Source organism: Acidihalobacter prosperus (assembly GCF_000754095.2).
Lineage (GTDB): Bacteria > Pseudomonadota > Gammaproteobacteria > DSM-5130 > Acidihalobacteraceae > Acidihalobacter > Acidihalobacter prosperus.
Genome location: NZ_JQSG02000003.1, coordinates 196,753 through 221,725 on the forward strand (window position 1 = coordinate 196,753; position 24,973 = coordinate 221,725).

At 66.5% G+C, this 24,973-nt stretch carries 21 protein-coding genes and 1 tRNA gene; 9 read left to right on the forward strand and 13 right to left on the reverse strand.

Features of this window, described 5'->3' with window-relative positions:
* Positions 1–41: 41 nt before the first annotated feature.
* A tRNA-Gly gene (locus THPRO_RS07645) sits at positions 42–115 on the reverse strand.
* A 74-nt stretch (positions 116–189) separates the two neighbouring features.
* On the opposite strand from THPRO_RS07645, the gene thiS reads away from it, so the two are divergent.
* From thiS to THPRO_RS07670, 5 genes are all read left to right on the forward strand, one after another.
* Positions 190–426, forward strand: a complete 237-nt coding sequence (gene thiS / locus THPRO_RS07650; protein ID WP_236717275.1) for a sulfur carrier protein ThiS — start codon at positions 190–192, stop codon at positions 424–426.
* A gap of 33 nt (positions 427–459) precedes the next feature.
* Positions 460–1,263 (forward strand): thiazole synthase, encoded by an 804-nt coding sequence (locus tag THPRO_RS07655; RefSeq protein WP_038089262.1) that lies wholly within the window; start codon positions 460–462, stop codon positions 1,261–1,263.
* A gap of 37 nt (positions 1,264–1,300) precedes the next feature.
* Positions 1,301–2,002, forward strand: coding sequence for a tRNA (guanosine(46)-N7)-methyltransferase TrmB (gene trmB, locus THPRO_RS07660; RefSeq protein ID WP_038089135.1), 702 nt, complete (start codon positions 1,301–1,303; stop codon positions 2,000–2,002).
* 196 nt (positions 2,003–2,198) lie between these two features.
* Positions 2,199–2,945 carry a cyclic nucleotide-binding domain-containing protein gene (locus tag THPRO_RS07665; RefSeq protein ID WP_038089138.1) on the forward strand — a complete coding sequence of 249 codons (747 nt, stop codon included), beginning with the start codon at positions 2,199–2,201 and terminating at the stop codon, positions 2,943–2,945.
* A 97-nt stretch (positions 2,946–3,042) separates the two neighbouring features.
* Positions 3,043–3,765, forward strand: a complete 723-nt coding sequence (locus THPRO_RS07670) for a Crp/Fnr family transcriptional regulator (protein WP_038089141.1) — start codon at positions 3,043–3,045, stop codon at positions 3,763–3,765.
* Positions 3,766–3,787: 22 nt separating this feature from the next.
* On the opposite strand, the gene THPRO_RS07675 is transcribed toward THPRO_RS07670, so the two are convergent.
* The 9 genes from THPRO_RS07675 to THPRO_RS07715 form a co-directional block, all read right to left on the reverse strand.
* Positions 3,788–6,205, reverse strand: a complete 2,418-nt coding sequence (locus tag THPRO_RS07675; protein ID WP_052064266.1) for a sucrose synthase — start codon at positions 6,203–6,205, stop codon at positions 3,788–3,790.
* A 41-nt stretch (positions 6,206–6,246) separates the two neighbouring features.
* The gene (locus tag THPRO_RS07680) at positions 6,247–8,412 is read right to left on the reverse strand and encodes an HAD-IIB family hydrolase (RefSeq protein ID WP_407922447.1); all 2,166 of its coding nucleotides are present in this window, start codon (positions 8,410–8,412) and stop codon (positions 6,247–6,249) included.
* Positions 8,384–9,259, reverse strand: coding sequence for a PfkB family carbohydrate kinase (locus tag THPRO_RS07685; RefSeq protein ID WP_038089144.1), 876 nt, complete (start codon positions 9,257–9,259; stop codon positions 8,384–8,386). The genes THPRO_RS07680 and THPRO_RS07685 overlap by 29 nt, the downstream gene beginning before the upstream one ends.
* A 32-nt stretch (positions 9,260–9,291) precedes the next feature.
* A complete protein-coding gene (locus THPRO_RS07690) occupies positions 9,292–10,137 on the reverse strand; it encodes an endonuclease/exonuclease/phosphatase family protein (RefSeq protein ID WP_236717276.1) in 846 nt (281 codons plus the stop codon).
* A 13-nt stretch (positions 10,138–10,150) separates the two neighbouring features.
* On the reverse strand, positions 10,151–10,825 hold the full coding sequence (locus THPRO_RS07695) for a thiol:disulfide interchange protein DsbA/DsbL (protein WP_052064267.1): 675 nt from the start codon (positions 10,823–10,825) through the stop codon (positions 10,151–10,153).
* A 29-nt stretch (positions 10,826–10,854) separates the two neighbouring features.
* The gene (gene ccsB, locus THPRO_RS07700; RefSeq protein WP_038089147.1) at positions 10,855–12,045 is read right to left on the reverse strand and encodes a c-type cytochrome biogenesis protein CcsB; all 1,191 of its coding nucleotides are present in this window, start codon (positions 12,043–12,045) and stop codon (positions 10,855–10,857) included.
* 42 nt (positions 12,046–12,087) lie between these two features.
* Entirely contained in the window at positions 12,088–14,103 is a 2,016-nt protein-coding gene (locus THPRO_RS07705) for a cytochrome c biogenesis protein ResB (protein ID WP_038089151.1), read from the reverse strand.
* Between the two features lie 111 nt (positions 14,104–14,214).
* Positions 14,215–14,859 carry a c-type cytochrome gene (locus THPRO_RS07710; protein WP_038089154.1) on the reverse strand — a complete coding sequence of 215 codons (645 nt, stop codon included), beginning with the start codon at positions 14,857–14,859 and terminating at the stop codon, positions 14,215–14,217.
* Between the two features lie 50 nt (positions 14,860–14,909).
* The gene (locus THPRO_RS07715) at positions 14,910–15,521 is read right to left on the reverse strand and encodes a c-type cytochrome (protein WP_052064268.1); all 612 of its coding nucleotides are present in this window, start codon (positions 15,519–15,521) and stop codon (positions 14,910–14,912) included.
* A gap of 130 nt (positions 15,522–15,651) precedes the next feature.
* Between THPRO_RS07715 and yihA the strand changes: the two genes are divergently transcribed.
* On the forward strand, positions 15,652–16,284 hold the full coding sequence (gene yihA, locus THPRO_RS07720; protein WP_038089161.1) for a ribosome biogenesis GTP-binding protein YihA/YsxC: 633 nt from the start codon (positions 15,652–15,654) through the stop codon (positions 16,282–16,284).
* Here yihA and THPRO_RS07725 read toward each other — a convergent pair.
* Entirely contained in the window at positions 16,264–17,181 is a 918-nt protein-coding gene (locus tag THPRO_RS07725; RefSeq protein ID WP_065089458.1) for a phosphotransferase, read from the reverse strand. The genes yihA and THPRO_RS07725 overlap by 21 nt on opposite strands.
* Entirely contained in the window at positions 17,178–17,903 is a 726-nt protein-coding gene (locus tag THPRO_RS07730) for an LOG family protein (RefSeq protein ID WP_065089459.1), read from the reverse strand. Before THPRO_RS07730 ends, THPRO_RS07725 begins: the two co-directional genes overlap by 4 nt.
* A gap of 135 nt (positions 17,904–18,038) precedes the next feature.
* On the opposite strand from THPRO_RS07730, the gene polA reads away from it, so the two are divergent.
* From polA to THPRO_RS16980, 3 genes are all read left to right on the forward strand, one after another.
* Complete coding sequence (polA, locus tag THPRO_RS07735; RefSeq protein WP_038089167.1) at positions 18,039–20,738, forward strand: DNA polymerase I; 2,700 nt, start codon at positions 18,039–18,041, stop codon at positions 20,736–20,738.
* 888 nt (positions 20,739–21,626) lie between these two features.
* Positions 21,627–22,829: a hypothetical protein gene (locus THPRO_RS16975; protein WP_052064404.1), complete on the forward strand. Its 1,203-nt coding sequence runs from the start codon at positions 21,627–21,629 to the stop codon at positions 22,827–22,829.
* Positions 22,826–23,467, forward strand: a complete 642-nt coding sequence (locus THPRO_RS16980) for an ATP-binding cassette domain-containing protein (RefSeq protein WP_038090581.1) — start codon at positions 22,826–22,828, stop codon at positions 23,465–23,467. Before THPRO_RS16975 ends, THPRO_RS16980 begins: the two co-directional genes overlap by 4 nt.
* A 6-nt stretch (positions 23,468–23,473) precedes the next feature.
* Here THPRO_RS16980 and cls read toward each other — a convergent pair whose 3' ends face one another.
* Complete coding sequence (gene cls, locus THPRO_RS07750; protein WP_065089460.1) at positions 23,474–24,910, reverse strand: cardiolipin synthase; 1,437 nt, start codon at positions 24,908–24,910, stop codon at positions 23,474–23,476.
* Between the last annotated feature and the right edge of the window lie 63 nt (positions 24,911–24,973).

Here is a 24,973-nt window from a genome sequence, read left to right on the forward strand (position 1 = left end):
ACAAAAAAACCCGCCGGACGTGCCAGGCGGGTTTCGCGTTGTGGAGCGGGTGATGGGAATCGAACCCACGTTAGCAGCTTGGGAAGCTGCAGTTCTACCATTGAACTACACCCGCGCGTCGGCAATTCTACGGGGGCGGCGGGCGGCAGGGCAAGCGGCGTCCGCCGCCCGTGGCGGCAGTGTTGTAGAATGGTCGCCCACATTACCGCCACCGCTCTCAGCGACATGCAGATCATCCTCAACGGCCAGTCCCGAGAAGTCCCCGAAGGCATCACCGCGCGCGAACTCGTCGCGCTGCTCGAACTCGAGGGCCGCCGGCTGGCGTTGGAGGTGAACGAGGAGGTGCTGCCGCGCAGCCGGTTCGACGACTACCGGCTCGGCGCGCAGGACCGCATCGAGATCGTGCACGCCATCGGCGGCGGCTGAACGCAGGAAGTCATCATGGCCACGAATCCCGACATCATCGAAAGCGCGACGGCACAGCGCGACGACGCCCTGCGCGTGGGCTCGCGCACGTTCACCTCGCGTCTGCTGGTCGGCACCGGCAAGTACAAGGACCTGACCGAGACCCGCGACGCGGTCGAGGCCAGCGGCGCCGAGATCATCACCGTCGCCATCCGGCGCACCAACATCGGGCAGAACCCGGACGAGCCCAACCTGCTCGACGTGATCCCGCTCGACCGCTACACCCTGCTGCCGAACACGGCCGGCTGCTATTCCGCCAAGGAGGCGGTACGCACCTGCCGGCTGGCGCGCGAGCTGCTCGACGGTCACAATCTCGTGAAGCTGGAGGTGCTGGGCGACGAGAAGACGCTGTTCCCGCACGTGCTGGAAACCCTGTCCGCCGCCGAGACGCTGATCGCCGACGGCTTCGAGGTGATGGTGTACACCAACGACGACCCGATCATCGCGCGCCGGCTGGAGGAAATGGGCTGCGTGGCGGTGATGCCGCTGGCCGCGCCCATCGGCTCGGGGCTGGGCATCCGCAACCCCTACAACATCCTCGAGATCATCGAGAACGCCCAGGTGCCGATCATCGTCGACGCCGGCGTGGGCACGGCCTCCGACGCGGCGGTGGCCATGGAACTCGGCTGCGACGGCGTGCTGATGAACACGGCCATCGCCGCCGCCAAGCGACCGGTGCTGATGGCCTCGGCGATGCGCAAGGCCATCGAGGCCGGGCGCGAGGCCTTCCTCGCCGGACGCATGCCGCGCAAGCGTTACGCCTCGGCCTCCTCGCCAATCGACGGCACCTTCTTCTGATTCCACCCGGGGCGCCCGCCCCGGGCGAGCGCCCACCGTGAACGAAACGACGACACCCAGCCGCCGCATCCGCAGCTTCGTGCGCCGCGAGGGCCGCCTCACCCGCGGCCAGCAGCGCGCGCTCGATACCCTCGGTCCGCAGTATCTGCTCGACGCGGAAGGCCCGCCGCTGGACCTTACCGCGCTGTTCGGGCGCACGGCGCCGGTAACCCTGGAGATCGGCTTCGGCAACGGCGAATCGCTGGCCGACCAGGCCGCTCGGCACCCGGAACGCGACTACGTCGGCATCGAGGTGCATCGTCCCGGCGTCGGCCACCTGCTGCAGCTCATCGAGCGCGACGGCCTGACCAACGTGCGCCTGTTCTGCGCCGATGCGGTCGAGGTGCTGGAGCGGCGCATCCCCGACGCCGCGCTCGACACGGTGCAAATCTTCTTCCCCGACCCCTGGCACAAGAAGCGTCACCACAAGCGCCGGCTGGTGCAGCCCGAGTTCGTCGCCCGCCTGGCGCGCAAGCTCGCCTCCGGCGGCGTGCTCCATCTGGCCACCGACTGGGCCGAATACGCCGAGCACATGCACGAGGTGATGGAGGCCGCGCCGAACTTCGCCAATGCCTACGGCCCGGGCGCCTGGGCGCCCGACCCGGGCGACCGGCCCGAAACCAAGTTCGAGCGCCGCGGCCAGAGGCTGGGCCACGGCGTGCGCGATCTGCGCTATCGCTGCGACGAAGGCGGGACTTGATGCCGCGGAACAATCCCTCAACACTCCTGCCGTAATCGATAGGGCATGTCGCCTGCGAGGATTTGCGTCGATTCGGCAATATTCGGACCCCGCCGCGATACGCGGCGATCTCAGAACATCATGCGTAACCTGGGTCACCTCGCAAATCCAGACCGCCCGGTATCTTATGGCCTCGGCACGAATACGAGGTTTCCACGTGGGCGATCAGGGACAGCGCGGCGAATGGCTTGCCCGACACAACGGAAACGGCTCTCGCGTTCCCTGCCACGCTTGCCATCTGCGTACGCGCTGCGCGGTGGCCGCGTTCCCCGCGGACGATCTCGAGAGCCTCAAGGGGCACGTGCGCGCGCTGCGCCCCGTGCGTCGCGGCGACACCTTCTATCGTGCCGGCGAGGCCGCAAGCCGACTGCTGATCGTGCATGCCGGCAGCGCCCGAATCTCGCTGAGCCGGCAAGGCGGGCGGGAAATGATTTGCGACTATTATCTGCCCGGCGACACGCTCGGGCTCGAGGCGCTCCATACCGGTACGCACACCGCGACCTGTGTCGCCCTGGAAACCACCCAGGTCTGCGAACTGAGCCGCAACTCGCTGATGCGCCTGGCCGGCCGCCATCCCGACCTGCGCGAACGTATCTGCCTGCAGATGAATCGAGCGCTCGTACGCAGCCAGCACCATCAGCTCGATATCGCGACCAAGAGCAGCGAACAGCGTCTTGCCGGCTTCCTGATCGACGTATCCATGCGCCTTGGCGAACGCGGCTACTCGACCCACAGCTACCGCCTGCCGCTGACGCGCCTGGAAATCGCCAATCATCTGGGCATGCGCACCGAAACCTTAAGCCGCCTGCTCGCCGACTTTCGCCGACGCGGCCTGATCACCCTGGCGGGACGCGAGATCGACCTGCTCCAACGCGAAGGCCTGTCCAGGCTGGCGGGCGACTGATCGAGCCGGGCGAATCCGCTAGACTGGCGCCACCTCGCGCCGCCGTATGTGGCCCCGCGCCCTCTGCGGATGGCGCGAATCGGCCCGGACACAACGAATGAAGCAGACGGAACCACCCGCAATCGACGAATCGCTCCAGCACTCTCCGCTGTTCGCCGGCGTGGATGCGCGTCAACGCGAGCGCATGCTGGCCGACATGACTCGCATGCAATGGCCCGGGCACAGCCCCGCGCTGGGCGACGCCGATACAACAGAACGCTTCTACCTGATCGAAAGCGGTCGCGTGAAAATCAGCCAGGCATCCGCCGACAGCGGCCGCGAATTGAGCCTGGAACTACTCGGCCCGGGGGACGGTTTCAGCCTGGTGTCGCTGCTGGACGGACAGCCGCATGCGGTCATGCGCGAGACCCTGGAGCCGGTCAGCACCCTGTCGGCCCCACTGGCGGCATGGCATACATGGCTCGAATCGCAGCCGGCCCTACGCCGCGCCCTGCTGCGCTACGTCGCCGCGCGCCTGCGCGTGCTGGAAGCATTCGCCACCGACCTGGCCCTGGCCGATACTCAGACCCGCCTGGCGCGCCTGCTGCTCAGCCAACTCGCCGGCGAGGCGACACGGCGACCGGCGCTGTTGCACGGCCTTCCGCAGGAAGAGCTGGCCCACCTGATCGGCAGCGTGCGCGTGGTCGTGACCCGCACCTTGCAGCGATTCCGGCGCGAAGGTCTGGTCCGCCACGAGGCGGGGCGATGGATCATCGAGGATATCCGCCGCCTCGCGGAACGCGCCGGCGTGATCCACGCCAGCCATCACGACAAAAGCTAGGCCAGGCCGCCCCGCCCCCGTGCTACCCCTGCGGTCGCTCGGCCACTGCCGCCGCCATCGGCCGCCACTGCAGACCGTAGAACATCTCCAGATAGCGCCGGGTCTCCGCGCGTTCGAAATTGGTAACGAATTTCCAGAAGCCGTAGATGCGCGACAGCGTCATCATGCGCTCGGCGTACAGCGACCAGGTATAGCGGCTGGCGACCCGGTCCAGCGAGGCCTGCGCGATCTGCTCCCAGTAGCCCGGCCGCGCGGCGCAACGCTCGATGAACCCGGCCATGATGTCGCTTGCCGCCTCGCCGTGATTGGGGTCGATGTGGAATCCCGACACGCCGTCGACGATGATCTCCAGCGGACCGCCGTAACGCGTGGCGAAGGTCGGCAGACCGGAGCTCATGGCCTCGATCACGGTCAGCCCGAAGGCCTCGAACAGCGCCGGCTGCACGAAGGCGCCGCGCAGGTCGGCGATGAAGCGGTACAGCTCGCCGGCGAGCATCTTGTCGAGCCGCATCCCCAGCCAGCGCACCTGCCCGTCCAGGCCATAACGGTCGAACAGCGCATGCATGTGTTCGATCTGCGCCTGTTCCTCGCGATCGTCGGAGGCGCCGGGGTCGATGTGCCCCGCGATCACCAGTAGATTGGCCTGGCCGCGCAGGCGCTCGCTGGCGGCGTACCACTCGACCAGGCCGGCGATGTTCTTGATCCGGTCGAGCCGCGCCATGGTGAACAGCAGCGGCCGCCCGGCGTCCTCGAAACAGCCGCGAGCCTGCGCGCCGGGGGCGCCGAACACCAGCTCGCGCAGTTCGTCGTGCAGACCCGTGAGCCGGCGCGCCTGATCGGTGTAGGGAAAGTACACGTCCGCATCCGCGCCGGGCGAGACGATGTTGAACTTGGGATCGAAGATGTCGATGCCGCGCACCACCCGGTACAGCGAGGGCAGGGTAAAGGATTCGTAGCTCTCGTACTGGCCGATGCTGTCGTCGGTGCCGGCGATCTCCTGGTAGGTGCTGGTGACGATGAAATCGGCGGCGTTCATGGCGATCAGGTCGGCCGTGTACTGGGTGGCGAAGTGGTATTCGGCATCGTTCTCGCGCCAGTAGAGATCGGAGAACAGGTATTTGGTTTTTTCCAGCGCATGGGCGATGTTGCACTGGGTCACGCCCATGCGGCTGGCCAGCATGCTGGCGACGAGGTTGCCGTCGGAGTAGTTGCCGACGATCAGGTCGGGGCGGCCGTCCAGCTCCATGGTCACGGCCTGCTGGACCTCGCCCGCGAAGCGTTCGAGATAGGGCCACACCTCGAAGCGCGAGATCCAGTGCGGCACCACGTCGCCCTCCGGATTGCGGAATGGCACGCGCAGTATGCGCGAGGCGCGCGTGCCCGCGATCGGTTCGAGCGGCTCGTTGCAGGTGGTGCCGTCGGCCTCGGGAATCAGGCGCGTGACCACGACGATGTTGGGTTCGATGTCCAGCCCCTGAGCCTCGATGCGCGCGCGCATTTCCCGCTCCAGCGCGCGCACCTGATCGAGGATGTACACGACCTGGCCGCCGGTATCCGGGCGCCCGAGCACGTTGGCCTGGCCGAAATAACCGTGCGGCGACAGGATCAGCAGGTTGAATATCATCGGCACCCGTGCCAGAAAGCGCTCGAGCACCGCGGGGTCCGGCGCTTCCAGAATATCCGACAGCAGCCGCAGCGTTTCCAGCGCGCGCGCCGCGTCGCGGCCCCAGCCCGGTTCGAAGCCCAGCGGCGCGAGCAGCGGCGCGAGCGTCGACCAGGGCGTGTCGGGCGATTGATGTGCGAGAGCCCGCTCCGCGCGGCGCAACGCCGTGCGCAGCGCCGCGACATCGCGGATCTGCTCGCCCAGCATCAGTTGCTGTCCGCGGTAGGCGTGCACGCGTAGGAAATCGAGCAGGCTCTTGGCCCGCCGGCCGGATTCCTGGAACAGCTGGCTGGACAGCCTGCGGTTAAGGAATTCCACGCCGCGGCCGATGGATCGGGCTTCCTCCAGACGCGGGAATTCGCGGTTGAAGGGCGCGATGTCGAACTCGAGCTGCCAGGGCAGCTCGGGCTGCGCCAGCACCATGCGCTCCTTGTAGGCAAGAAACTCGGACACGTCGAGGCCGTCGATATGCAGGGTCTCGGCGTTGATTCTGAGGTAATAGCGGAAACCGACGCCGGGGCGCACGGAGAAACCCAGCCAGGGCGCATCGACCACCGCCTCCTCCGCCGCCGCGACGAAGCGCGTCAACGGGCCGTCCGCAGGCGCCTCGCCGCGCTCGGCGAGAAAGTCAACGTAGTGGTCCCACAGGTCGCTGCGCAACCAGTGGCGGCGCGTGTCCGCACTCAGGCCGCGCAACAGCAGATAAAGGGTCTCGCGATGCCGCTCCGCATATTCGCGCAGTTCGTCGATGGCTCCGTCCGTCACGTCTTCCGACATACGCGCCTCCTTGAAGTGGGCGGTGGCAGGTTCGGGGTCGTTCAGTCGTAGCGCGGCTGCTGTATCTTGCCCAGGAAATGGTAGTGCTCGATACCCTCCAGCACCCCGGCGGCGTGTTCGGCGCGGGCGAAGTACACCCGCTTGCGCCCCTTGAGGTGGCCCAGCTCCGGGCTGTGGTTGCCGACCACCACGCCGAGGCTGTGTCCGGTCAGCATTTCTTCGTCGTTGCCGGAATCGCCGGCCACGAGAACATGGTCCATGCTCAGCCCCCATCGATCGGCCACGTAGCGTACCGCCAGGCCCTTGGAGGCGCGGATGGGCAGAATGTCGATATAGGCTTCATGCGAATAGATCACGTTGACGTGTATGCCGCGCCGCCGCAGTTCGCGACGGATGGCCGGCACGCCGGGCATGCGGGCGGCATCGGCGTAATAGCTGACCTTGTGCGCACGCTGCTCGCTGGCCGGCTGCAGGCGCAGCCCAGGCAGTCCGCGCAGGGTTTCGAAGATCGCCCCTCGATCCCAGCGAAAATCCAGATGCTGGCTCCATTCGCGATCGTGCTGCGGGTTGGACCCATAGTGCACCTCGCTGCCCACCGCCGTGATCAGCACGTCGGGTGTCGGCGCACCCCACTCCTTGAGCACGCGCACCGCGCTGTCCAGCCGCCTTCCGGTGGCGATGCCGAATGCCAGGCTGTCGCCGGCCGCCTCGATGGCCCGCACCAGCTTGGCGAGCGCGGCGCGGTCGCCGATAAGGGTGTTGTCGATGTCGCAGATCAGCAGGCGATCGACCGTCGGCAAGCGACTTTTCGCCACCCGACCGCGCTTGCGGCGACGTGAAACCTTGCCCAGTTCGCGCAGGTAGTGCTCGGCATGGCCGGTCCAGGTGTAGTGCTGGCGCACGCCCTGCAGCCCACGCTGCGCCCACTGGCGCCAGCGGCGGCGGTCCGCCAGCGTATCGGACAGGGCCTCGCCGAGGGCTGCGGCGTCGTGCGGGTCGATCAGCACGCCGTTGCGACAGTGGCGCAGGATTTCCTGCGGCCCGCCGTCGTCCGTGGCGACCACCGGCAGACCGCTGGCCGCCGCCTCGATCAACGTGAGTCCGAAGGGCTCGGTCCAGGCCGGGTTGACGAACACTCCGCCGCTGGCGGTAGCGCCTCGATAGATGCAAGGCACGTCCTCGGCGGAATGTTGCTTGGGGTAGGCGATGTGCCCGTACAGATCATACTCGTCGATCAGCTCCAGCAGCTCGCGCCAGACCCGGGAGGCGCCCTTCTCCAGTTCGCCGATGCGGTCGCGCACGCCCGCCACGAGCACGAGATTGGCCCGCTCGCGCAGATCCGGATGCGCGCCGAAGGCGTGTACCAGCGTGGCCAGGTTCTTGCGTTCGTCGGCGCGTGCCAGGGCAAGAATCCACGGGCGCCTCGGATATCGCAGAAAGCGCTCGATGCCGTGCACGCAGTCGCCCACGCGCTCGCCCTTGGCGGCGGGATGGAAGCGCGAGATATCCACCCCTGGCGGTATCACCGCCACCTGACGCCTTTCGTGGTTGTCGTAAAGCGCGTACTGGCTCTCGACCTCCTGCTGCGTACTGGCGACCACCAGCGAAGCCATGTCCAGCGCATGTTCCTCGGCCTCGATGCGGCGACTGATCTGATAGCGGCGTTCGATCAGCTCATCGCTCTGCCCGCGCTCGCGCAGCAGACGGCGTTTCTCGCGGCCGAGCGAATGGCCGGTGAAGATGAACGGCACGCCCAGCAACGCGGCCAGTCGCGCGCCGGCCTGCCCGGCGTCGGCGTAATGGGCGTGGATCACGTCGGGCACCCGGCCGACCTTGCGGATGTACTGCAGGGCCAGATCGACGAAACAGTCCAGATAGGGCCAGAGACGCTCCTTGCGCAGGTAGCGGCGCGGCCCGAAGGGAATGCGCACGATCCGTGCGCGCCCGGCATCGTCGAGCGGCTCGTCTTCGCGACGGTAGCCGTCGCCCACGCGCGGGTCGTCGATACGTCGGGTCAGCAGATCGACGCGGCCGACCGCGCCCAGCTTCGCCAGCGCGCGCGTCAGTTCGACCACGTACTGGATCTGCCCGCCGGTGTCGGCGTCGCGACCCAGCTCGATGTCGTCTCCGCGTACCAGGCCGTGCAGGCTGATATGCATCAGATACCAGCCATCGCGCTCAGCCGTTTGTCCGTCCCCTCCACTCACTCAACATCTCCCGATAGATGGCTCGATCGTCGCTCAACGCCCCTCGCCAGCCGCACACGCGGGCGGCGAAACCGGCCGCGCGCCGCAGCAATGCCGGCCACTCCCAGCCTTCGATCAGGCCCAGCAGGACCACCGCGCTGAAGGCGTCCCCCGCGCCCACGGCATCGACCAGACGGTCGACGGGCGGCGGCGTCACGCGATGCAGGCATGCCTGCCCATCATACACATCCGCCCCCTCGGCCCCACGCGTGAGGATCACGCGCGACACCCGTCGCTCGCGCGCCAGGCGAGCCGCATCGCCGTCCTCGACCAGGCGGGCGGCCTCGTCCTCGTTGAGCTTGAGCCAGGCCACGTCGCCGGCCAGCGGCCACAGGGTGTCCGGCGACCACCAAGGATCGCGCAGGTTGACGTCCATGAACACGCGCCCGGCGAACGCCGCGCGCAAACCGACCAGGGTGGCCCGCGAAACCTCGCTGCGGGCGGCCAGGCTGCCGTGGTAAAACAGGCTGTCGTCGCAGGCACCCAGCGCATCCGGCGGCAGAATGTAGTCGTAGGCCTGTGCCGACAATATGTCGTAGCTCGGCTGGCCGTTTTCCAACACGACCGACACCCGCCCCGTGGGATGCGCGTCGTCCGTCTCGACCCAGCGCGTGTCCAGCCCCCAGTCGCGCATGCGCGCGAGCACCTCCTCGCCCAGGGCGTCGCGGCCGATGCGGCTGACGAAGCGCGGCGACAGGCCGAAACCCTGAAGATGCCAGGCGACGTTGAAGGGCGCGCCGCCGAGCACGCAATCCTCGCCGAAACAATCGAAAAGCACTTCGCCCATGATCACGGGAAAACGGTCCATCGCATACCCTCGCGGGTCCGGGTTGAAGTCGTTCAGTGTTCCAGGACGCGCCCCAGCGGCGCGGCGTCGTCATCGTAGAGATTGAGTCCGGCGGGCAACGTCAGCTCCAGCCCGACGGGCAGATGGTCGGAGTAGTTCACGGGATACGCCCGCGATTCGCGCACTTCCAGCGAGGGGCTCGCGAGGATGTGATCGAACGACTGCACCGGCCGCCAGCTCGGATAGGTCGCGACACCATGTTCGGCGATGCGCAGGTCGGTGTTCTGGGTCAGGGCCAACAATTCGCCGGCCTCTGGCGCGCAGTTGAGATCGCCCATCACGACCACGTGTCGATGCGGGTTTGCCAGCCGCGCGACGTATTCGAGCTGCAGACGGCGCGTACGCCGACCCAGCGACAGATGCACGAGAATGATCACCAGGGGCTCATGCACGGAGCCGAAATGCACCTCCAGCGCGCCGCGACCGGGGATGGGGCCAGGCAGGCGATGGGCGATCACCCGGTGCGCGCTGAAGCGTCCCATCAGACCGAGCGCATGGCGCGCGAAATGGCCGAGTCGCCGATTGGTCTGGCTGTACCAGTGCGGGAACATGGCCTTGTTGGCCAGGAATTCGGCCTGGTCGACGAAACCCGTGCGCAGGCTGCCCGCATCGATTTCCTGCAGCCCAACCAGATCGAAGTCCGCGATGAAGCGGGCGATCGAACGCAGCGTGGCCATACGCTCCGGGTAGGGCAGCACGTGTTTCCAGCTGTGCGTGAGGTAATGCCGGTAACGCGACGTCGTGATGCCGACCTGGATGTTGTAGCTCAGCAGGCGAATAAGCTGACGGCTGGGATGCGGACTGGCGTGGGCGCTGTTCACCATGCCAGTGTCGGTCATCTGCCCGCGCGGCTCAAGCGCCCGCGCCGGCCGCCGGGTGACGGGCAGCCTGCTCGGCCTGGACTTTGCGTACCAGATAGTCGACGATCCGGAACATGCGCGCATAACTGCCCGCCAGATCCGGGTCGACGCGATAACGCCCGTCCACCACCAGCGTCGGCACGCCGCTGATGCCGTATTCGCGCGTCAGCTGGATGGCCCGACGCACGTGGGTGTCGACGGCCAGCGACTCGAAGGCCTGCTTGAAACGGCGTTCGCTGATACCGTGCTTGGCGAACAGCTTCGCCACACCGTCGAGATCCTCGGCACGCGCGCCCTGCGTGTGAATGGCCTTGAACAGCAACGGGGTCATGCGCTGCTCCACGCCCAGCAGCTTCGCCGTGTAGAACACCCGCGCCATGAAAAACCAGTTAGGCGCCAGTACGGCGGGCACCCGCACGAAATCGGCGGCGGCCGGTTTGTCGCGGTGCAGCCAGCGCTCGAGCTTCGGCTCGAGATTGGCGCAGTGCGGGCATTGATACCAGAAGAATTCGGCGACCTGCACCTTGCCCTTGGGCGCACCGGTCGGCAGCGCCGGACGCGGCGTGATCAGCTGGTAGTCGATGCCCTCGTCGAAGGAATCGGCTGCCCCGCCGGCCGCAAACGCGGCCAGCGGGAACAGCAGCAGTATCGCCCACAGATATTTCATTCGGCGCTCCGCAGGCGATTGGGCATGGTTCAGAGCTTGCCGTAGGAATGCAGGCCGGACAACCAGATGTTGACGCCCAGGAAACAGAAGGTGACCACACCGAGTCCGACCAGGGACCACAGCGCCATGGGCTTGCCGCGCCAGCCCTTGGTGAAGCGCATGTGCAGCCAGGCCGCGTAGTTGAGCCACACGATCAGGGCCCAGGTCTCCTTCGGGTCCCAGGACCAGTAGCCGCCCCAGGCTTCCGCGGCCCACAGCGCGCCCAGGATCGTCGCCAGCGTGAAGAAGGCGAAGCCCAGCGCGTTGTAGCTGTACATCACGTTGTCCATCAGTTCGAGGCTGGGCAGACGGCGCGCGATACGGCCGTCGGGGTTCACACGCTCGGCGCGCAAGCGCACGAGGTAGGCCGCACCGACCATCGCCGCGAAGGAAAACGCGCCGTAACCGATGAAATTGGCGGGTACGTGTATCTTCATCCAGAAGCTCTGCAGCGCCGGGATCAGCGGTTCGATCTTGTCCGCGTGCCAGACCACGGTGTAGTAGATCAGGAAGCCCACCGCCGCGCTGACGATCAGCATGGCCAGGGCGCCGAGCGCGCGGTTGCGGTATTTGGATTCGAAATACAGGTAAAGCAGCGTGGTCAACGAGCAGAACAGCACGAACACGTCGAACAGGTTGCTGACGGGAATGTGGCCGAAGCTGGGGCGAATCAGATAGGACTCGCGCCAGCGCACCATCAGCGAGATGAAGCCCATGCCGACGCCGCTCCAGGCCAGCCAGCTGCCGGCACGCAGACTCAGTTCGGACAAGCGGTCGCTCTTGGCCACCAGACCGAGCACATAGGCTGCGGTCGAGGCCAGCAGCAATCCGTTCATCCAGGCGATGCCGGCCGGGCTCGAGAGGGCATAGTGCAGGATCGGGTTGGTCATCTGAGCGTTGTAATCCGAGCCGTAAAGCCAGATTGCGAACAGGCTCACCACGGCGACCACCAGGCTGAATACCTGCATCGCGCGCCAGCGCCAACCGACCGCGATCAGACCGCCAGCGGCCATTGCCAGGATGATTTCCTGCCAATACCACATTTCATTGATGAAGTGGACGTAGACGAAGACGGCGCCGGCAAGCACCACGGCGGCCCATGCCCAATCGAGCGGACGCAGCTGGCGTAGGAACGAGGGCTTCTCTAGCCCTTCCATGAGATCATGCGGTACGGACGACATCGCGGTGGATCCTCCTCTGGTGGCCTGCGCGTGCTGGCCCGGTCATGGCCGGAGCTTACTGAACAGCGCGTCTTTGAGCTGGGCGAAGTGGTTGTCGAATTCCATCATATTACGGTTGCTGGTACCCGCAAAGAGCACCCGGGTGCCGCCGTCGCCTCTGGCCTCGGTACGCAGCCAGATACGACGGTGGGAAACGAAGAACATCACGAAAATGCCCGCCAACAGCATCAGCGCGCCAATCCAGACGACCTTGGCGCCGGGATAGCGTGTGATCTGCAGGCCGGCGGCCTGAATCTGCTTGAAATTGGTCATCTGCAGATAGACCGGCGAACCGTAAAGCGGCAGCACACTGAGGGTCGGCACGGCGGCCTGGAAGAAATCCCAGTCCTTCTGGGTCGGCGCGCTCACGCCGTCCTTGGCCAGCACGCGGCGATAGACGCCTTCCAGCCCCGCGTTGAGCACCTTGAGGAAGGCATCTGCGGCCTCTTTCTGGCGATCCGTCGGCACGCGCTCCTTGACGCTGTCCAGTACGGCCGGGTATCCGCCCTTCGCGAACAATTGCAGAATGCGCTTGATCGAAGCCTCGATCTTGTCGTGCGTGGCCGCGTCGGCGCCGGAACCCATGGCCTGCAGCGTGGTCGTGGCCATGCTGGCCGCCACGTCATCGAGAATGGCGGGCGAATGCAGCGCTTCGGCAAGCTGCATGAATCGCTGCACGCCGCCATTCGGCCCCATCGGGACGTGCAGGTAGCGGTAGGGCTGGTTCGGCTCGCTGCGCACGCCGCTGAGGAAATAATCCGTGCCGTCGACCTTCTGCGGCACCAGGTAATTGACGTATTCGTTGGCCACGCCCTGGGTGTTGCGCAGCTTGAAGGTCACGCTGGGACCAAGATCGCGCGGCTTGGTTTCGCCGTCCGTGCCCGGCACCTGTTCGATGTTGTACATGCGGAAATTGTCGATTTCGAGCTGCCGCTTGCCGTCCTGGGTGTCCAGCGCGTACTTGCCGAAGACCGTACCCTTGAAATCGAGCGGCTTGCTCATGCCAGCCAGCGACCATATCTTGAACTGCAGCTTGGAGCCGCCGTCTCCGAAGCTCGCCTGGAATATCTTGTCGCCATCGAAATCCAGCGGATGGTTGACCCGGATAACGTCGTGGACCGTTTTGCCGGTCCTGGGGTCGTGCACCACCACCTCGCTTTCGAAGTCCTTGGGCTGGCCGGTGACGTAGTGCTTCACGGTGAATTTCTTCACCGCGATGGTAAACGGCAGCTGCTGCACCACGTAGCCATCCTTGAGCTGCAGGAACAGCACGTTCGCCGACGAACCCTCGGGAATACTGACATTTCCGCGGTAGGACGGATTCCAGGTACCGATGCGGCTGGAGGCAGGCACCTGCGACACCGGGATGTCATGCGTTTCGACCTTCAGCTTGCCGAGCGAAACGGCCATCTTGAGGAACATGTTGCTGTCGAGCATGCCGCCGACCAGGATGACCACGATGCCGATATGGGTCAGCAGGTAGCCGAAGCGATTGAAGCCGCCGCGCATCGCGGCCAGCACGCGGTGATCGCCGTGATCCTGTTCGCGCACCCGGTAGCCGTGGTTCTCCAGCAGACGGCGGGCGCGCGCGGCCACGCCGGCGGCATCCACGGAGGTCTCCTGCTCGACGTGATGACGCATCAGCCGTAGCGACTTGGCCTGTACCTTGACGCGGTACTGGCGCATCTCGCGCAGCATTCTCGGACCATTCCGGTAAACGCAGACGCTGGTCGAGATCACCAGGAAGGTCATGATGAAAACGAACCACGTGGCCGAATACACGTCGTACAGCCCCAAGTCGCGGAACACCTTGAACCAGTAGGGGCCGAAACGGAGTAGGTAGTCGCTGTAGGGCTGGTCCTGCTTGAGCACCGTGCCGATGATGGCGGCGATGGCCACGATCACCAGCAGGGTGACCGCCAAATTCATCGAGCCGAGGAATTCCAGCAGAATGCGAGAGGTAGTCTGCGGCGCGCGCGGCGAGGGTCGCTGCGGCGTGAGGGTGGCGGCTTGGCTCATGATTCAATTCGCGGATGCAGGGATAAAAAGCGTACAGCTTGGACCATTTTAGTGTCGACCGCCAGACAAAAGTTCCCCCCGGCCCCGTGCGCCACGGGGCCGGGGATCGGCTCAGCGCAGCCCCTGCAGATATACGGCGACCGCCTGCATGTCCTGCTTGTCCATGCCGGCGACCACATGCGCCATCATCTTGCCGGCATCGTTGCCGCGCGAACCGCTCTTGAAGGCTTCGAGCTGCGTCACGAGGTACTTGGCGTGTTGTCCGGCCAGCCGCGGGAAGTGGCCAAGCTGGCCAGCCCCGTCCACGCCGTGACAGCGGATACAGGCGCTGACGCCCGCCCCGGCCACCCCCTCGCGGTAGATCCGCTCGCCCCGCGCCACTGTGGCTGCGTCGGCGGCAGGCGCCGCGGCGGGCACCGGTGCCGGCTGTGCTGCATAGTAGGCTGCCAGGTCGCGCAGATTCTGATCCGATAGCGCGGCGACCATCGGATTCATGATGGCATTCTTGCGCGCGCCGCTCTTGAAATTCTCCAATTGCTTGTGGAGATAGTTCGCGCTCATGCCCGCCAGATTGGGAAAATCCGGCGCCACGCTGATGCCATTGACGCCGTGGCAGGCGGCGCAGCTTGCCGAAAGCTGCTTGCCGGCGCTCACATCGCCCGCCGTCGCCGCATCCTGGACGGGCGCGGTTTCCGCCACCGCGGCGGTAGCGCCCAGGGCGACCGCCAGTGCTACCAAAATACTGCTGATTTTCATGTTCCCCCCGCTGCTGCTCATCGCTTTTGAATCGACTGCCGCGGCGCCACTCAGTACAGCCCTTGCATGTACTGCGCCACCGCCCGCATCTGTTGCTCGCTCATGCGCGAGGCGATATCACGCATCATCTGATTGGGATCGTTGTCGCGGGTTCCCTTGGCGAAGGCCTCGAGCTGGGCGAAGACGTATTCGGCATGCTGCCCGGCGAGCCGGGGATAGCCTGCCGGCGCGTTGCCGACGCCATTGGGCGCATGGCAGGCCATGCAGGCCGGCACCGCTCGCCCGAAATCGCCGCCCCGATACACCGCCTCACCCGCCTTCACCAGGCGCCGGTCGCCGGCTGCGGCCTTGGGCGACTGGCTCGCGAAATAGGCTGCGAGATGGCGGATATCCTCGTCGCTCAGCTTGGCGGCCATGCCGTTCATGGTGGCATTACGGCGTTTGCCGGATTTGAACTCCGTGAGTTGCTTGACCAGATACCTGTAGTTTTGCCCCGCGAGATTGGGGTACTGCGGATTGAAGCCGCTACCCGTCGCCCCGTGACAGGCTGCGCAAGTCGTGGAAAGCCGCTGTCCCACGGCGGGGTCGCCAGCCGCGTACGCCCGGCCACCGACGAACACCAAGACCGCCACGACGGCGGGCAACATCCATCTGCTGATCATCACACTCCCCCCATCCGGCCTTGCCAGGCCCTTGTTATGGTACGGACCGCCCTGCCCCAAGCGTCCTTTTTATAGTCATTATTATCCATGGCTTATACCATAGCGCTCCAGTCACGGCAAAAGAGCGGGCATGCATAAGCGCTATCAGAACACGCGGTTTCTCACCAGCGCGACCAGTCTCCGGGGAATGCCGCCGGACATCGGCCGCGAAGCGGCCTTCGCCGGTCGGTCCAACGCGGGCAAGTCGAGCGCGCTCAACCGCATTTGCCATCAGAAATCGCTGGCGCGCACGAGCAAGACGCCGGGCCGCACCCAGCAAATCAATTTTTTCACCGTAACGGACGACCGCTACCTCGTCGACTTGCCCGGTTATGGCTACGCGCGCGTGGCCAAATCGCAGCAACAGCAGTGGGGCGCGCTGTTGCGCCAGTACCTGCTCGGCCGGCGCTCGCTGGCCGGCCTGATACTGCTCATGGATATCCGGCACCCGCTGACGCCGCTCGACGGGCAACTCCTCGATCTCTGCCAGGAGGGCGGGGTTCCGGTGCATGTCCTGCTCACGAAGGCGGACAAGCTCAAGCGGGGTCCGGCCATGGCAACGCTGCGCACTGTCGAACGCCAGCTCGACCGGGAAGGTCTCGACGCCAGCGTACAGCTGTTTTCGTCGCTCAACGGGGAAGGCCTGGAAGCGGCGCAGGCGCGATTGGACGACTGGCTCGCCTTCGACGCCGACGTTTCTGATTCAGGGCCAATAGCGCTGTAGCTCGCTTTCGTGCGCGATGCGGTCGCGCAGACGCGCGCACGCATCCGCCGCCGACGCCGACCCCGCCTGCAGCGCCTCGACCCAGCGCTGCAGCGCGACCGCGCGGAGCATCACCGGCCACGCGCCACGCTCGATCGGCGTCAGCGGCCGCTGACCGTGATAAGCCTGCAGCAAAGTCTGCGTGCGTTCCCCGTCCAGGCTGCCGTCCCCATGCCCGCAACAGGCGTCGGCCGCGCTCGCGAGATCGCGCAGCCAGGCATCGGGGCGGCCATCCTCCAGCCCGAGAATGCCGCTGGCGCGCTCGCCCTCGAACAGCGCCGAGTCCCGGGTCACGTTGCCGTGCACCAGCCCCTGGGGCAAATCGCCGAAACGGAACAGACCCTGGAACCGCACCTCATCCAGCAGCAGAACGGCCTCCTCGCGCGGCAGTCCGGGCGCCAGCGCCGCCGCCGTCTCGCGCCATTCGCGCACCGTGCGGACGCCTGCCTGCACGGACGCGCAAACCTCGCCCGCGCGATGCGACTGTGCGAGCAGCCCGCCCAACGCGGCGCAGCGCGCTGACGTATAGTCCGCCGCCGTCATCCCCGGCGGGCAGGTGAGCAAAAGGGCCGCCTGCCCGCCCAGGCGATGGCTCGCCGCGTCACAGGCATCGGCAATCGGCTGCGGGCAGGGAATGCCCGCCTCGCCGAGACAGTCGAGCCGCGCAGCAGCCGCTGCACGGTCATCGTCACTGTCGAACAGGCGAATCAGACGACGACCCGCCGTCGTGGGCAGACGGTAATAACCCAGCCAGGTTTCGCCCGTCCCGGCGAGCGGCGCTTCGCCGCATGCAGACAGAAAGACCTGCAGCGCGGCTGCATCGGGCCGCTCGACCGGCAAGTCGCGCTTGATACTCACAGATCCAGCAGGCGCTCGCGCTCTTCCGGGGAGGGTTCGAAATCGCGCTGCTCGTAATGGTCGAAAATCGCATCGACGGCATCAGCGGCATTGTCCACCACGGTCATCAGATCGATGTCGGAGGCGCTGATCGTGCCCTCGGCCACCAGCACGTCCCGGAACCATTTCAGCAGCCCGTCCCAGAACGGGCTGTGCACCAGCACGATCGGGATGCGGCGGGTCTTGCCCGTCTGTACCAGGGTGAGTATCTCGGCCAGCTCGTCCAGCGTGCCGAATCCGCCGGGCAGCACCACGTAGGCCGAGGCGTACTTCACGAACATGACCTTGCGCGAGAAAAAATGGCGGAAGGTCAGCGACAGATCCTGGTAATCGTTGCTGCTCTGCTCGTGCGGCAGCTGGATGTTCAGCCCTACGGACAGCGACTTGCCCTGATAGGCGCCCTTGTTGGCCGCCTCCATGATGCCCGGGCCGCCGCCGCTGACCACCGCGAAGCCGGCCTCTGACAGGCGCAGGGCGATATCCTCGGCCAGGCGATACAACGGGCTTTCAGGCGGCGTGCGGGCGGAGCCGAAAATACTCACCGATGGGCGGATGCGGGCAAGCCGCTCGAAACCCTCCACGAATTCCGCCATGACCTGGAATATCTTCCAGCTCTCGCGGGTCAGCTCCGAGTCGTTCAGGGGCCAAAGCTCGGGGTGGTGCGGACGCTCGTGCAGGTTCATGGAGGGATACCGCTGACGCATCGGGGAAAAGGCCGTCGTTTTAACACAAATCGCCCCCCGGCATAAGGCGTGCTGCACACAGCCACGCCTTACGGGTTACCCTATGACGCTTGCCAGGTCACCCGAATCGAAGCCATGTCCCAAGCGCCTCTCGTCCTCGTCGACGGCTCCTCCTATCTTTACCGCGCCTTCCATGCGCTACCACCGCTGACCAGCCCGTCGGGCGCGCCCACCGGCGCGATCTACGGTGTCGCCAACATGCTGCGCCGGCTGCTGAAGGACTACGATCCCACGCATCTGGCCGTGGTCTTCGACGCCAAGGGCAAGACCTTCCGCGACGAACTCTACCCCGATTACAAGGCGCATCGTCCGCCGATGCCGGAGGACCTTGCCGCACAGATCGAGCCGCTGCACGCGCTGCTGCGCGCCATGGGCCTGCCCATCCTGATCGAGGAGGGCGTGGAGGCCGACGACGTCATCGGCGCGCTCGCGCGCCGCGCCGCCGAACGCGGCGAACAGGTGGTAATCTCGTCCGGCGACAAGGACCTTGCGCAACTCGTCGACGGCCACGTCACCCTGGTCAACACCATGAGCGGGACCGTGCTCGACCGCGCCGGCGTGATCGAGAAATTCGGCGTACCGCCAGAGCGCATCATCGACTATCTCGCACTGATCGGCGACAACGTGGACAACGTCCCCGGCGTGGAAAAGTGCGGCCCGAAGACCGCGGTCAAGTGGCTGAACGCCTATGGCACGCTGGACGGCGTCATCGCCCATGCCGACGAGATCAAGGGCAAGATCGGCGAGAACCTGCGCCGCGCACTGGACGCTCTACCCCGCTCGCGCGAGCTGGTCACCCTGCGTACCGACCTCGATCTGGACTACCGCCCGCAGACCCTCGAACTGGGCACGCCGGATACCGACGCACTGCGGACGCAGTTGCGCGAGCTCGGCTTCACCACCTGGCTGCGCGAGCTGACGCCCGACGCATCCGCTACGGATGAGGACAAACCGCCGGCGAAGACCGCCGCGCGCTACGAAACCTTGCTCGACGAACCCGCACTGACATGCTGGGTCGAACGCCTGGAGGCCGCCGAGCTGTTCGCCTTCGATACCGAGACCACCAGCCTCGACTACATGCAGGCACGCGTGGTCGGCCTGTCATTCGCGGTCCAGCCGGGCGAAGCCGCCTACCTGCCGCTCGCGCACGACTATCCCGGTGCGCCCGAGCAACTCGACCGCGAACGCACGCTGGCGCGTCTCAAGCCGCTGCTGGAAGACCCTGCGCGGGCCAAGGTCGGCCATCACCTCAAATACGACCGCAACGTGCTGCTGCATCACGGCATCACGCTGGAAGGCATCCGGCACGACACCATGCTCGAATCCTACATCCTCGATTCGACGGCCACCCGGCACGATCTCGACACCCTCTGCCAGGCCCATCTCGACCACGTCAACATTGCCTACGAGGATGTCGCAGGCAGGGGCGCCAAGCAGATCCCGTTCAGCGCGGTGGCGATCGAGGACGCCACTCCTTATGCCGCCGAGGACGCCGATATGACGCTCTCGCTGCATGAGACGTTCTGGCCGCGGCTCAGTCAGACCGAAGGTCAGCGCCGGGTCTACGAGGACATCGAGGTGCCGCTGGTGCGCGTGCTCTCGCGCATGGAGTGGAACGGCGTCAGGGTCGATGCGGACCAGCTGCGCGCGCAGAGCGCGGCGCTGGCGGCGCAGATGAGCACGCTCGAACGCGAGGCGCGCGAAATCGCCGGCAGCGCCTTCAATCTCGGCTCGCCCAAGCAGATACAGGAAATCCTCTACGACCGGCTCAAGCTGCCGGTGATCCGCAAGACGCCCAAGGGCCAGCCTTCGACGGCCGAGGATGTGCTTGAAGAGCTCGCCCTGCAGCACGAGCTGCCGCGCGTAATCCTGGAACACCGCACGCTCGCCAAGCTCAAATCGACCTACACCGACCGCCTGCCCGAACGGGTCGATCCCGACACCGGGCGCGTGCATACCTCCTATCACCAGGCGGTCGCCTCCACCGGGCGGCTGTCGTCCTCCGACCCCAATCTGCAGAACATCCCCGTGCGCACCGAGGCCGGGCGGCGTATCCGCCAGGCCTTCGTGGCATCACCTGGGCATGTGCTGCTGGCCGCGGACTACTCGCAGATCGAGCTGCGCATCATGGCGCACCTGTCCGGCGACGAAGGCCTGCGACGCGCCTTCGCCGCGGGCGAGGACATCCATCGCGCCACCGCCGCCGAGGTCTTCGGCGTGACGCGCGAGGCCGTCGACGCCGACCAGCGGCGCGCGGCCAAGGCGATCAATTTCGGCCTGATCTATGGCATGTCCGCCTTCGGTCTTGGCAAACAGCTCGGCATCGGCCGCAACGAGGCCCAGGCCTATGTCGACCGTTATTTCGAACGCTATCCCGGCGTGCGGGAGTACATGGAATCGACCCGCAAGCTGGCCGCCGAGAAGGGCTACGTCGAGACCCTCTTCGGCCGCCGGCTGCATTTGCCGGAAATCAACTCGCGCAACGGGCAGCGGCGCGCCCAGGCCGAGCGCGTCGCCATCAATGCGCCGATGCAGGGCACCGCGGCCGACATCATCAAGCGCGCCATGCTGGCGGTCGACGGCTGGATCGAGCGTGAGGCGGAGGATATTCGCCTGATCATGCAGGTGCACGACGAACTCGTGCTCGAACTACCGGAATCGCAGATCGAAACGGCGCGTGCCGCCGTGCGCGCGCGCATGGAAGGTGCGGCTTCGCTGGACGTCCCGCTGGTGGTCGATATCGGCATCGGCACGGATTGGAACGCCGCCCATTAGCGAACGCTGAAATAAAAATTTCGAATCGGATACGTGCGAACTCCTGCGCTCCGGCCCGATCAAAGTCTGCAAGCGCTTAGCCCGGCGCTCCCGCCGTCTCCCTGGCGGGCTCGACTTGTCTCCCCCTTCAAGTCGATGATTTTTTGCCCCGGCCTCGTGCCGGGGTTTTCTTTTCCGCCCCCAACTCACCTCATCTCCGCGACGACGAAACTTTCGTCTGCGATGGCGGTCAGAATGTGTGAGTGCTTAGCCCGTACTCACCCGCCGCAAGGCGGGTACGACTTGTCTCCCCCCCTTCAAGTCGATGCGACTGCCCCGGCCTCGTGCCGGGGCTTCTTTTTTCAGCCCCCCATGCGCACTCGCCCGACCCACGAAACTTTCCTGGCGCCGCGCAGTCCCAGTTTATGAGCGCTTAGCCCGGCGCTCCTCACCGATCACCGGTGGGTACGACTTGTCTCCCCCCTTCAAGTCGATGCTGATGCCCCGGCCCTGCGCCGGGGCTTTTTTTTGCCCGCGCGCGGCGCGTGAACTTTTTCGTCATCCCTCGGTCATAGATAACGAGCGCTTAGCCCGGCGCTCGCCGCCGCAAGGCGGATCGACTTGTCTCCCCCCCTTCAAGTCGAATTGCATGGCCCCGGCCTCGCGCCGGGGCTTTTTTTTGCCCGCGCGCGTCGCGTGAACTTTTTCGTCATCCCCCGGTCATAGGTAACGAGCGCTTAGCCCGGCGCTCGCCGCCGCAAGGCGGATCGACTTGTCTCCCCCCCTTCAAGTCGAATTGCATGGCCCCGGCCTCGCGCCGGGGCTTTTTTTTGCCCGCGCGCGCGGGCAGCGATTTGCCTCGGGCACGCCCAGGCACTAGCATCTGCTGACCCCAAATCGCCGCCACCGATGCCCGCCATCAGCCGTCAACTGATCCGCCTGCGCGTCGCCTGCTATACGCGTTCCACCGCGCAGCTGACAAGCCGACACTGGCAGTGGTTCGCGCTCGCCCTGCTGCTCGCCCCTGCCGGCATCCCGATCGGCGCCTTACTGCGCGCCCTGGCCTACCCGCTGGATGCGCTGTTCGCCGCCGGCCATGGTTTAAGCTGGTATTTCGTCTACCTGCTGACAACCCAGGCGCTTGCGCTGGCCTGGGTGCTGCCGCAACGGAGACCGATTCTCGGTGGCGCGTTCATGCGCTACGCCGACGCCCTCCCCATCCCCCGATCGGCGCGGCTTGCGGCCGATCTTGCGCTGCTGCTGCTCGCCGACAGCCTGCTGCTCGGCCTGCTCGCAAACGGTATCGTCGTCTCGGCATTCGCCCGGGCCGAGCCGACCGCGCTCGGCATCGTCTCGCTGCTCGCCCTGCTGGTACTGACCCTGGGCTTCCAGCTCACCGCGCTTGACCGCCGCTGGGCGCGGCTGCCGCTGCTGGCCCTGGCCGACAGCCTGTTCGCGGTCTCCCTGAGCACCCCGTCGTCCCATCATGCCTGGGCCGCGCTGGGCGCCGCGCTGGCCACCGGACTGGCTGCGTTGCGCCTGCGCGGGCACCCATCGTCCGCCATGCGGCGGACCGGCACGCAGCGCGCGTCCGGCATCCGCGCATGGCTACCGTCCTTCGTCGGCATCCAGTACGACATACTGAAGGCGCGGCCGGGTGCAACGTCGCTGCGTCTGGGGCTTGCCGCCATACTCGCCGCCGCGACCGTCCGCGCAGGTTTTTTCTTCGAATACGACGGACGCGTGCTGCCGTTGACGATCCTCGCGCTGGCCGGCATCGCACTCGTCCTGAGCGGTTTCTACAGAACCCTGCGCGCCGCGCACGCGCCCATGCACGCGTATCTGGCCGCTCTGCCGACGGGTCGACGGTACTGGCCGCTGCGCGACCTGCTCTTTGTGCTGATACTCGGGATCGCGCCGCTGATCCCGCTGTTGCCGCCGCTGGGACGCCACTTCCCTGCCACCGCATGGGCCGGGCTGGCACTCGCCTACCTGTCGCTGCTCGCGGCGCTGCGCCTGCCGCTGGCGATCGCCGGCAGACAGACCGCCCTGGCCGCATTGCTGCTTGCCGGTATCTGGTCCGGTATCGCGATGGCGGCAGTCGCGCGATGAACGCCCCGGCGTCGCTGACCGCGCAAGACCTGCGCAGGACCTATGGCGGACGTGAAGTGCTGCGTGGCGCAAGCCTGGCGCTGGCAGCGGGCGTATACGCGCTGCGGGGTCCGAACGGCATCGGCAAATCGACCCTGCTGGCCGCACTGGCGGGCGCCGTCCCGCTCGAGGCCGGCGAGGTCCGTATCGACGGCATCAGCCTCGCCTCGGCACCCTTGGCGGCAAAACGGCGGTTGGGCTACGCCCCCGATGAGAGTCCGGTCTATCCCTTCGTCAGCGGCCGCACGCTGCTGGAGTTCGTTGCCGCGACCAAAGGCGTGCGCCTCGGCGAGGCCGACCGCGAAACATTGCGCGCGCTGGCGCTGGAGACCCGGACGGAAATCCGCTTTTCGGCCCAGTCGCTCGGCATGCAGAAGAAATTCCTGCTGGCCGCCGCCTGGATCGGCGCCCCCAGGGTCCTGTTGCTGGACGAACCCAGCAACGGCCTGGATGCATCGGCCCGGGATTATCTGTGCAAACGCTTCGCCGCCGAGCGCGAACGATGCGTGATCCTGTTCACGACCCACGACAGCCGTTTTGCGGAACGAGCCGGGGCGGCCTCGATCGAGATGGAAACGCTGTTCGCGGACGCGCGCTGAACGTGTTCAGAGCAAAGCCCCGAGCAGGCCGGCGGTGTTGTAGTACAAGCGCCGCGGCCAGGAAAGGCGAAGCCAGTGGGCAGGGTCGACGGCACGCGCATCCGCCATGTAGCGCGCCTGCAATGCACGCAGTTCCTGTGTGAACGGCGCGCTGTAGACGATCACCGACACCTCAAAATTGATCTCGAAGCTGCGCCGGTCCAGGTTGGCCGAACCGAGAATGCTGAGGCGGCCGTCCACGGTCATGGTCTTGGCGTGCAACAGCCCCTGGCGGTATTCGAGGACATCCACGCCGCTCTCGAGCAGATCGGCATAATAGCTGCGGCTGGCGGCCGCCACCATGCGCGAATCGTTGCGTGCGGGCACCACCAGCCGGGTGTTCGTGCCGCAGCGTGCGGTGGCGTGGATCGAAGCGATGGTGCCTTCGTCCGGAACGAGGTAGGGTGAGGTGATCACCACCTCCTCCCGCGCCAGGTGCAGGGCGGCCTGCTGCACCTGGCGCATGGCATAGTTGTACGACATCGGCCCGGTGCCGATGATCTGGGCATCGATCCCCCCGGCCTCCGGCTCGGGACGGATGGCCAGCACCTCGCCCAGCCATTCGCGACTGTCGAGAAACCAGTCCTCCACGAACAAGCGCTGCAGATCCCAGGCGACGGGACCGCGGATACGCACCGAGGCATCGACCCAGGGCGCATAGCGGGCCTTGGGCGCGAAGGCCGCATCGGCGATGTTCTGACTGCCGGCATAGGCGATCACGCCGTCGATGACAGCCAGCTTGCGATGATTGCGGATATCCATGCGCGCCAGCAGGGCCCGCAGCGGACTGACCGGCAGCGAGGCCACCACCTCGACACCCGCCTGATCCAGATGCCGTTTCAAAGGAGAGGCCAGAAAGGCCTTGGAGCCGATGGCATCGACCAGCAGGCGGCAGGGCACGCCACGCCTGGCGGCTCGTATCAGCGCCTCGGCCACGGCGTGGCCGGAATGATCCGGGAGATAGATGTAGGACAGCAGGTGGCAGTGCAGCTGCGCGGCGTCTATGTCCGCCACCAGCGCGTCGATCATGGCCCGCGAATCGCTGATCAGGCGTATCCGGTTGCCTCGTCGAGCACGCGTGCCGCCGACCGATTGCGCCAGGGCCGCGATCGGCGCGTAGTCCGGCGCCAGCGCGGCAGGATGATCCTCGTGAGGCACGCCCAGGACCTCACGCTGGTGCTCACGCAGCATCGCATGCAGGCGCAGGCGACGGCGGCCAAGGCGCACTTCCCCGACCAGCAGGTACAGCAGCGGCCCCGCCACCGGCACCAGCATCACCACCACGATCCAGGCCAGCCGGGCGCTCGGCTGGCCGCTGCGGCGCACCAGGATGCGCACGACAACGATCAGCCGTATCAGCAATTCTCCAGCAACGGCCAATGAGGTGACGGGTTCTCCGAACATGGCCGGAGTGTGCCAGAGCCGGCGCCGGGGCAATAGCCCGCGCGCAGAACTTAGCGCAGCATA

What these genes read in the sequence shown, in the direction of transcription:
- ccsB (WP_038089147.1), bottom strand. Translation starts at nt 12,045, where the DNA reads ATGTCGTCCGTACCGCATGATCTCATGGAAGGGCTAGAGAAGCCCTCG.
- thiS (WP_236717275.1), top strand. Translation starts at nt 190, where the DNA reads ATGGTCGCCCACATTACCGCCACCGCTCTCAGCGACATGCAGATCATC.
- cls (WP_065089460.1), bottom strand. Translation starts at nt 24,910, where the DNA reads ATGTTCGGAGAACCCGTCACCTCATTGGCCGTTGCTGGAGAATTGCTG.
- THPRO_RS07710 (WP_038089154.1), bottom strand. Translation starts at nt 14,859, where the DNA reads ATGAAAATCAGCAGTATTTTGGTAGCACTGGCGGTCGCCCTGGGCGCT.
- polA (WP_038089167.1), top strand. Translation starts at nt 18,039, where the DNA reads ATGTCCCAAGCGCCTCTCGTCCTCGTCGACGGCTCCTCCTATCTTTAC.
- THPRO_RS07670 (WP_038089141.1), top strand. Translation starts at nt 3,043, where the DNA reads ATGAAGCAGACGGAACCACCCGCAATCGACGAATCGCTCCAGCACTCT.
- THPRO_RS07690 (WP_236717276.1), bottom strand. Translation starts at nt 10,137, where the DNA reads ATGACCGACACTGGCATGGTGAACAGCGCCCACGCCAGTCCGCATCCC.
- THPRO_RS16980 (WP_038090581.1), top strand. Translation starts at nt 22,826, where the DNA reads ATGAACGCCCCGGCGTCGCTGACCGCGCAAGACCTGCGCAGGACCTAT.
- THPRO_RS07685 (WP_038089144.1), bottom strand. Translation starts at nt 9,259, where the DNA reads ATGGACCGTTTTCCCGTGATCATGGGCGAAGTGCTTTTCGATTGTTTC.
- THPRO_RS07705 (WP_038089151.1), bottom strand. Translation starts at nt 14,103, where the DNA reads ATGAGCCAAGCCGCCACCCTCACGCCGCAGCGACCCTCGCCGCGCGCG.
- THPRO_RS07715 (WP_052064268.1), bottom strand. Translation starts at nt 15,521, where the DNA reads ATGATCAGCAGATGGATGTTGCCCGCCGTCGTGGCGGTCTTGGTGTTC.
- THPRO_RS07695 (WP_052064267.1), bottom strand. Translation starts at nt 10,825, where the DNA reads ATGAAATATCTGTGGGCGATACTGCTGCTGTTCCCGCTGGCCGCGTTT.
- THPRO_RS07675 (WP_052064266.1), bottom strand. Translation starts at nt 6,205, where the DNA reads ATGTCGGAAGACGTGACGGACGGAGCCATCGACGAACTGCGCGAATAT.
- yihA (WP_038089161.1), top strand. Translation starts at nt 15,652, where the DNA reads ATGCATAAGCGCTATCAGAACACGCGGTTTCTCACCAGCGCGACCAGT.
- THPRO_RS07730 (WP_065089459.1), bottom strand. Translation starts at nt 17,903, where the DNA reads ATGAACCTGCACGAGCGTCCGCACCACCCCGAGCTTTGGCCCCTGAAC.
- THPRO_RS16975 (WP_052064404.1), top strand. Translation starts at nt 21,627, where the DNA reads ATGCCCGCCATCAGCCGTCAACTGATCCGCCTGCGCGTCGCCTGCTAT.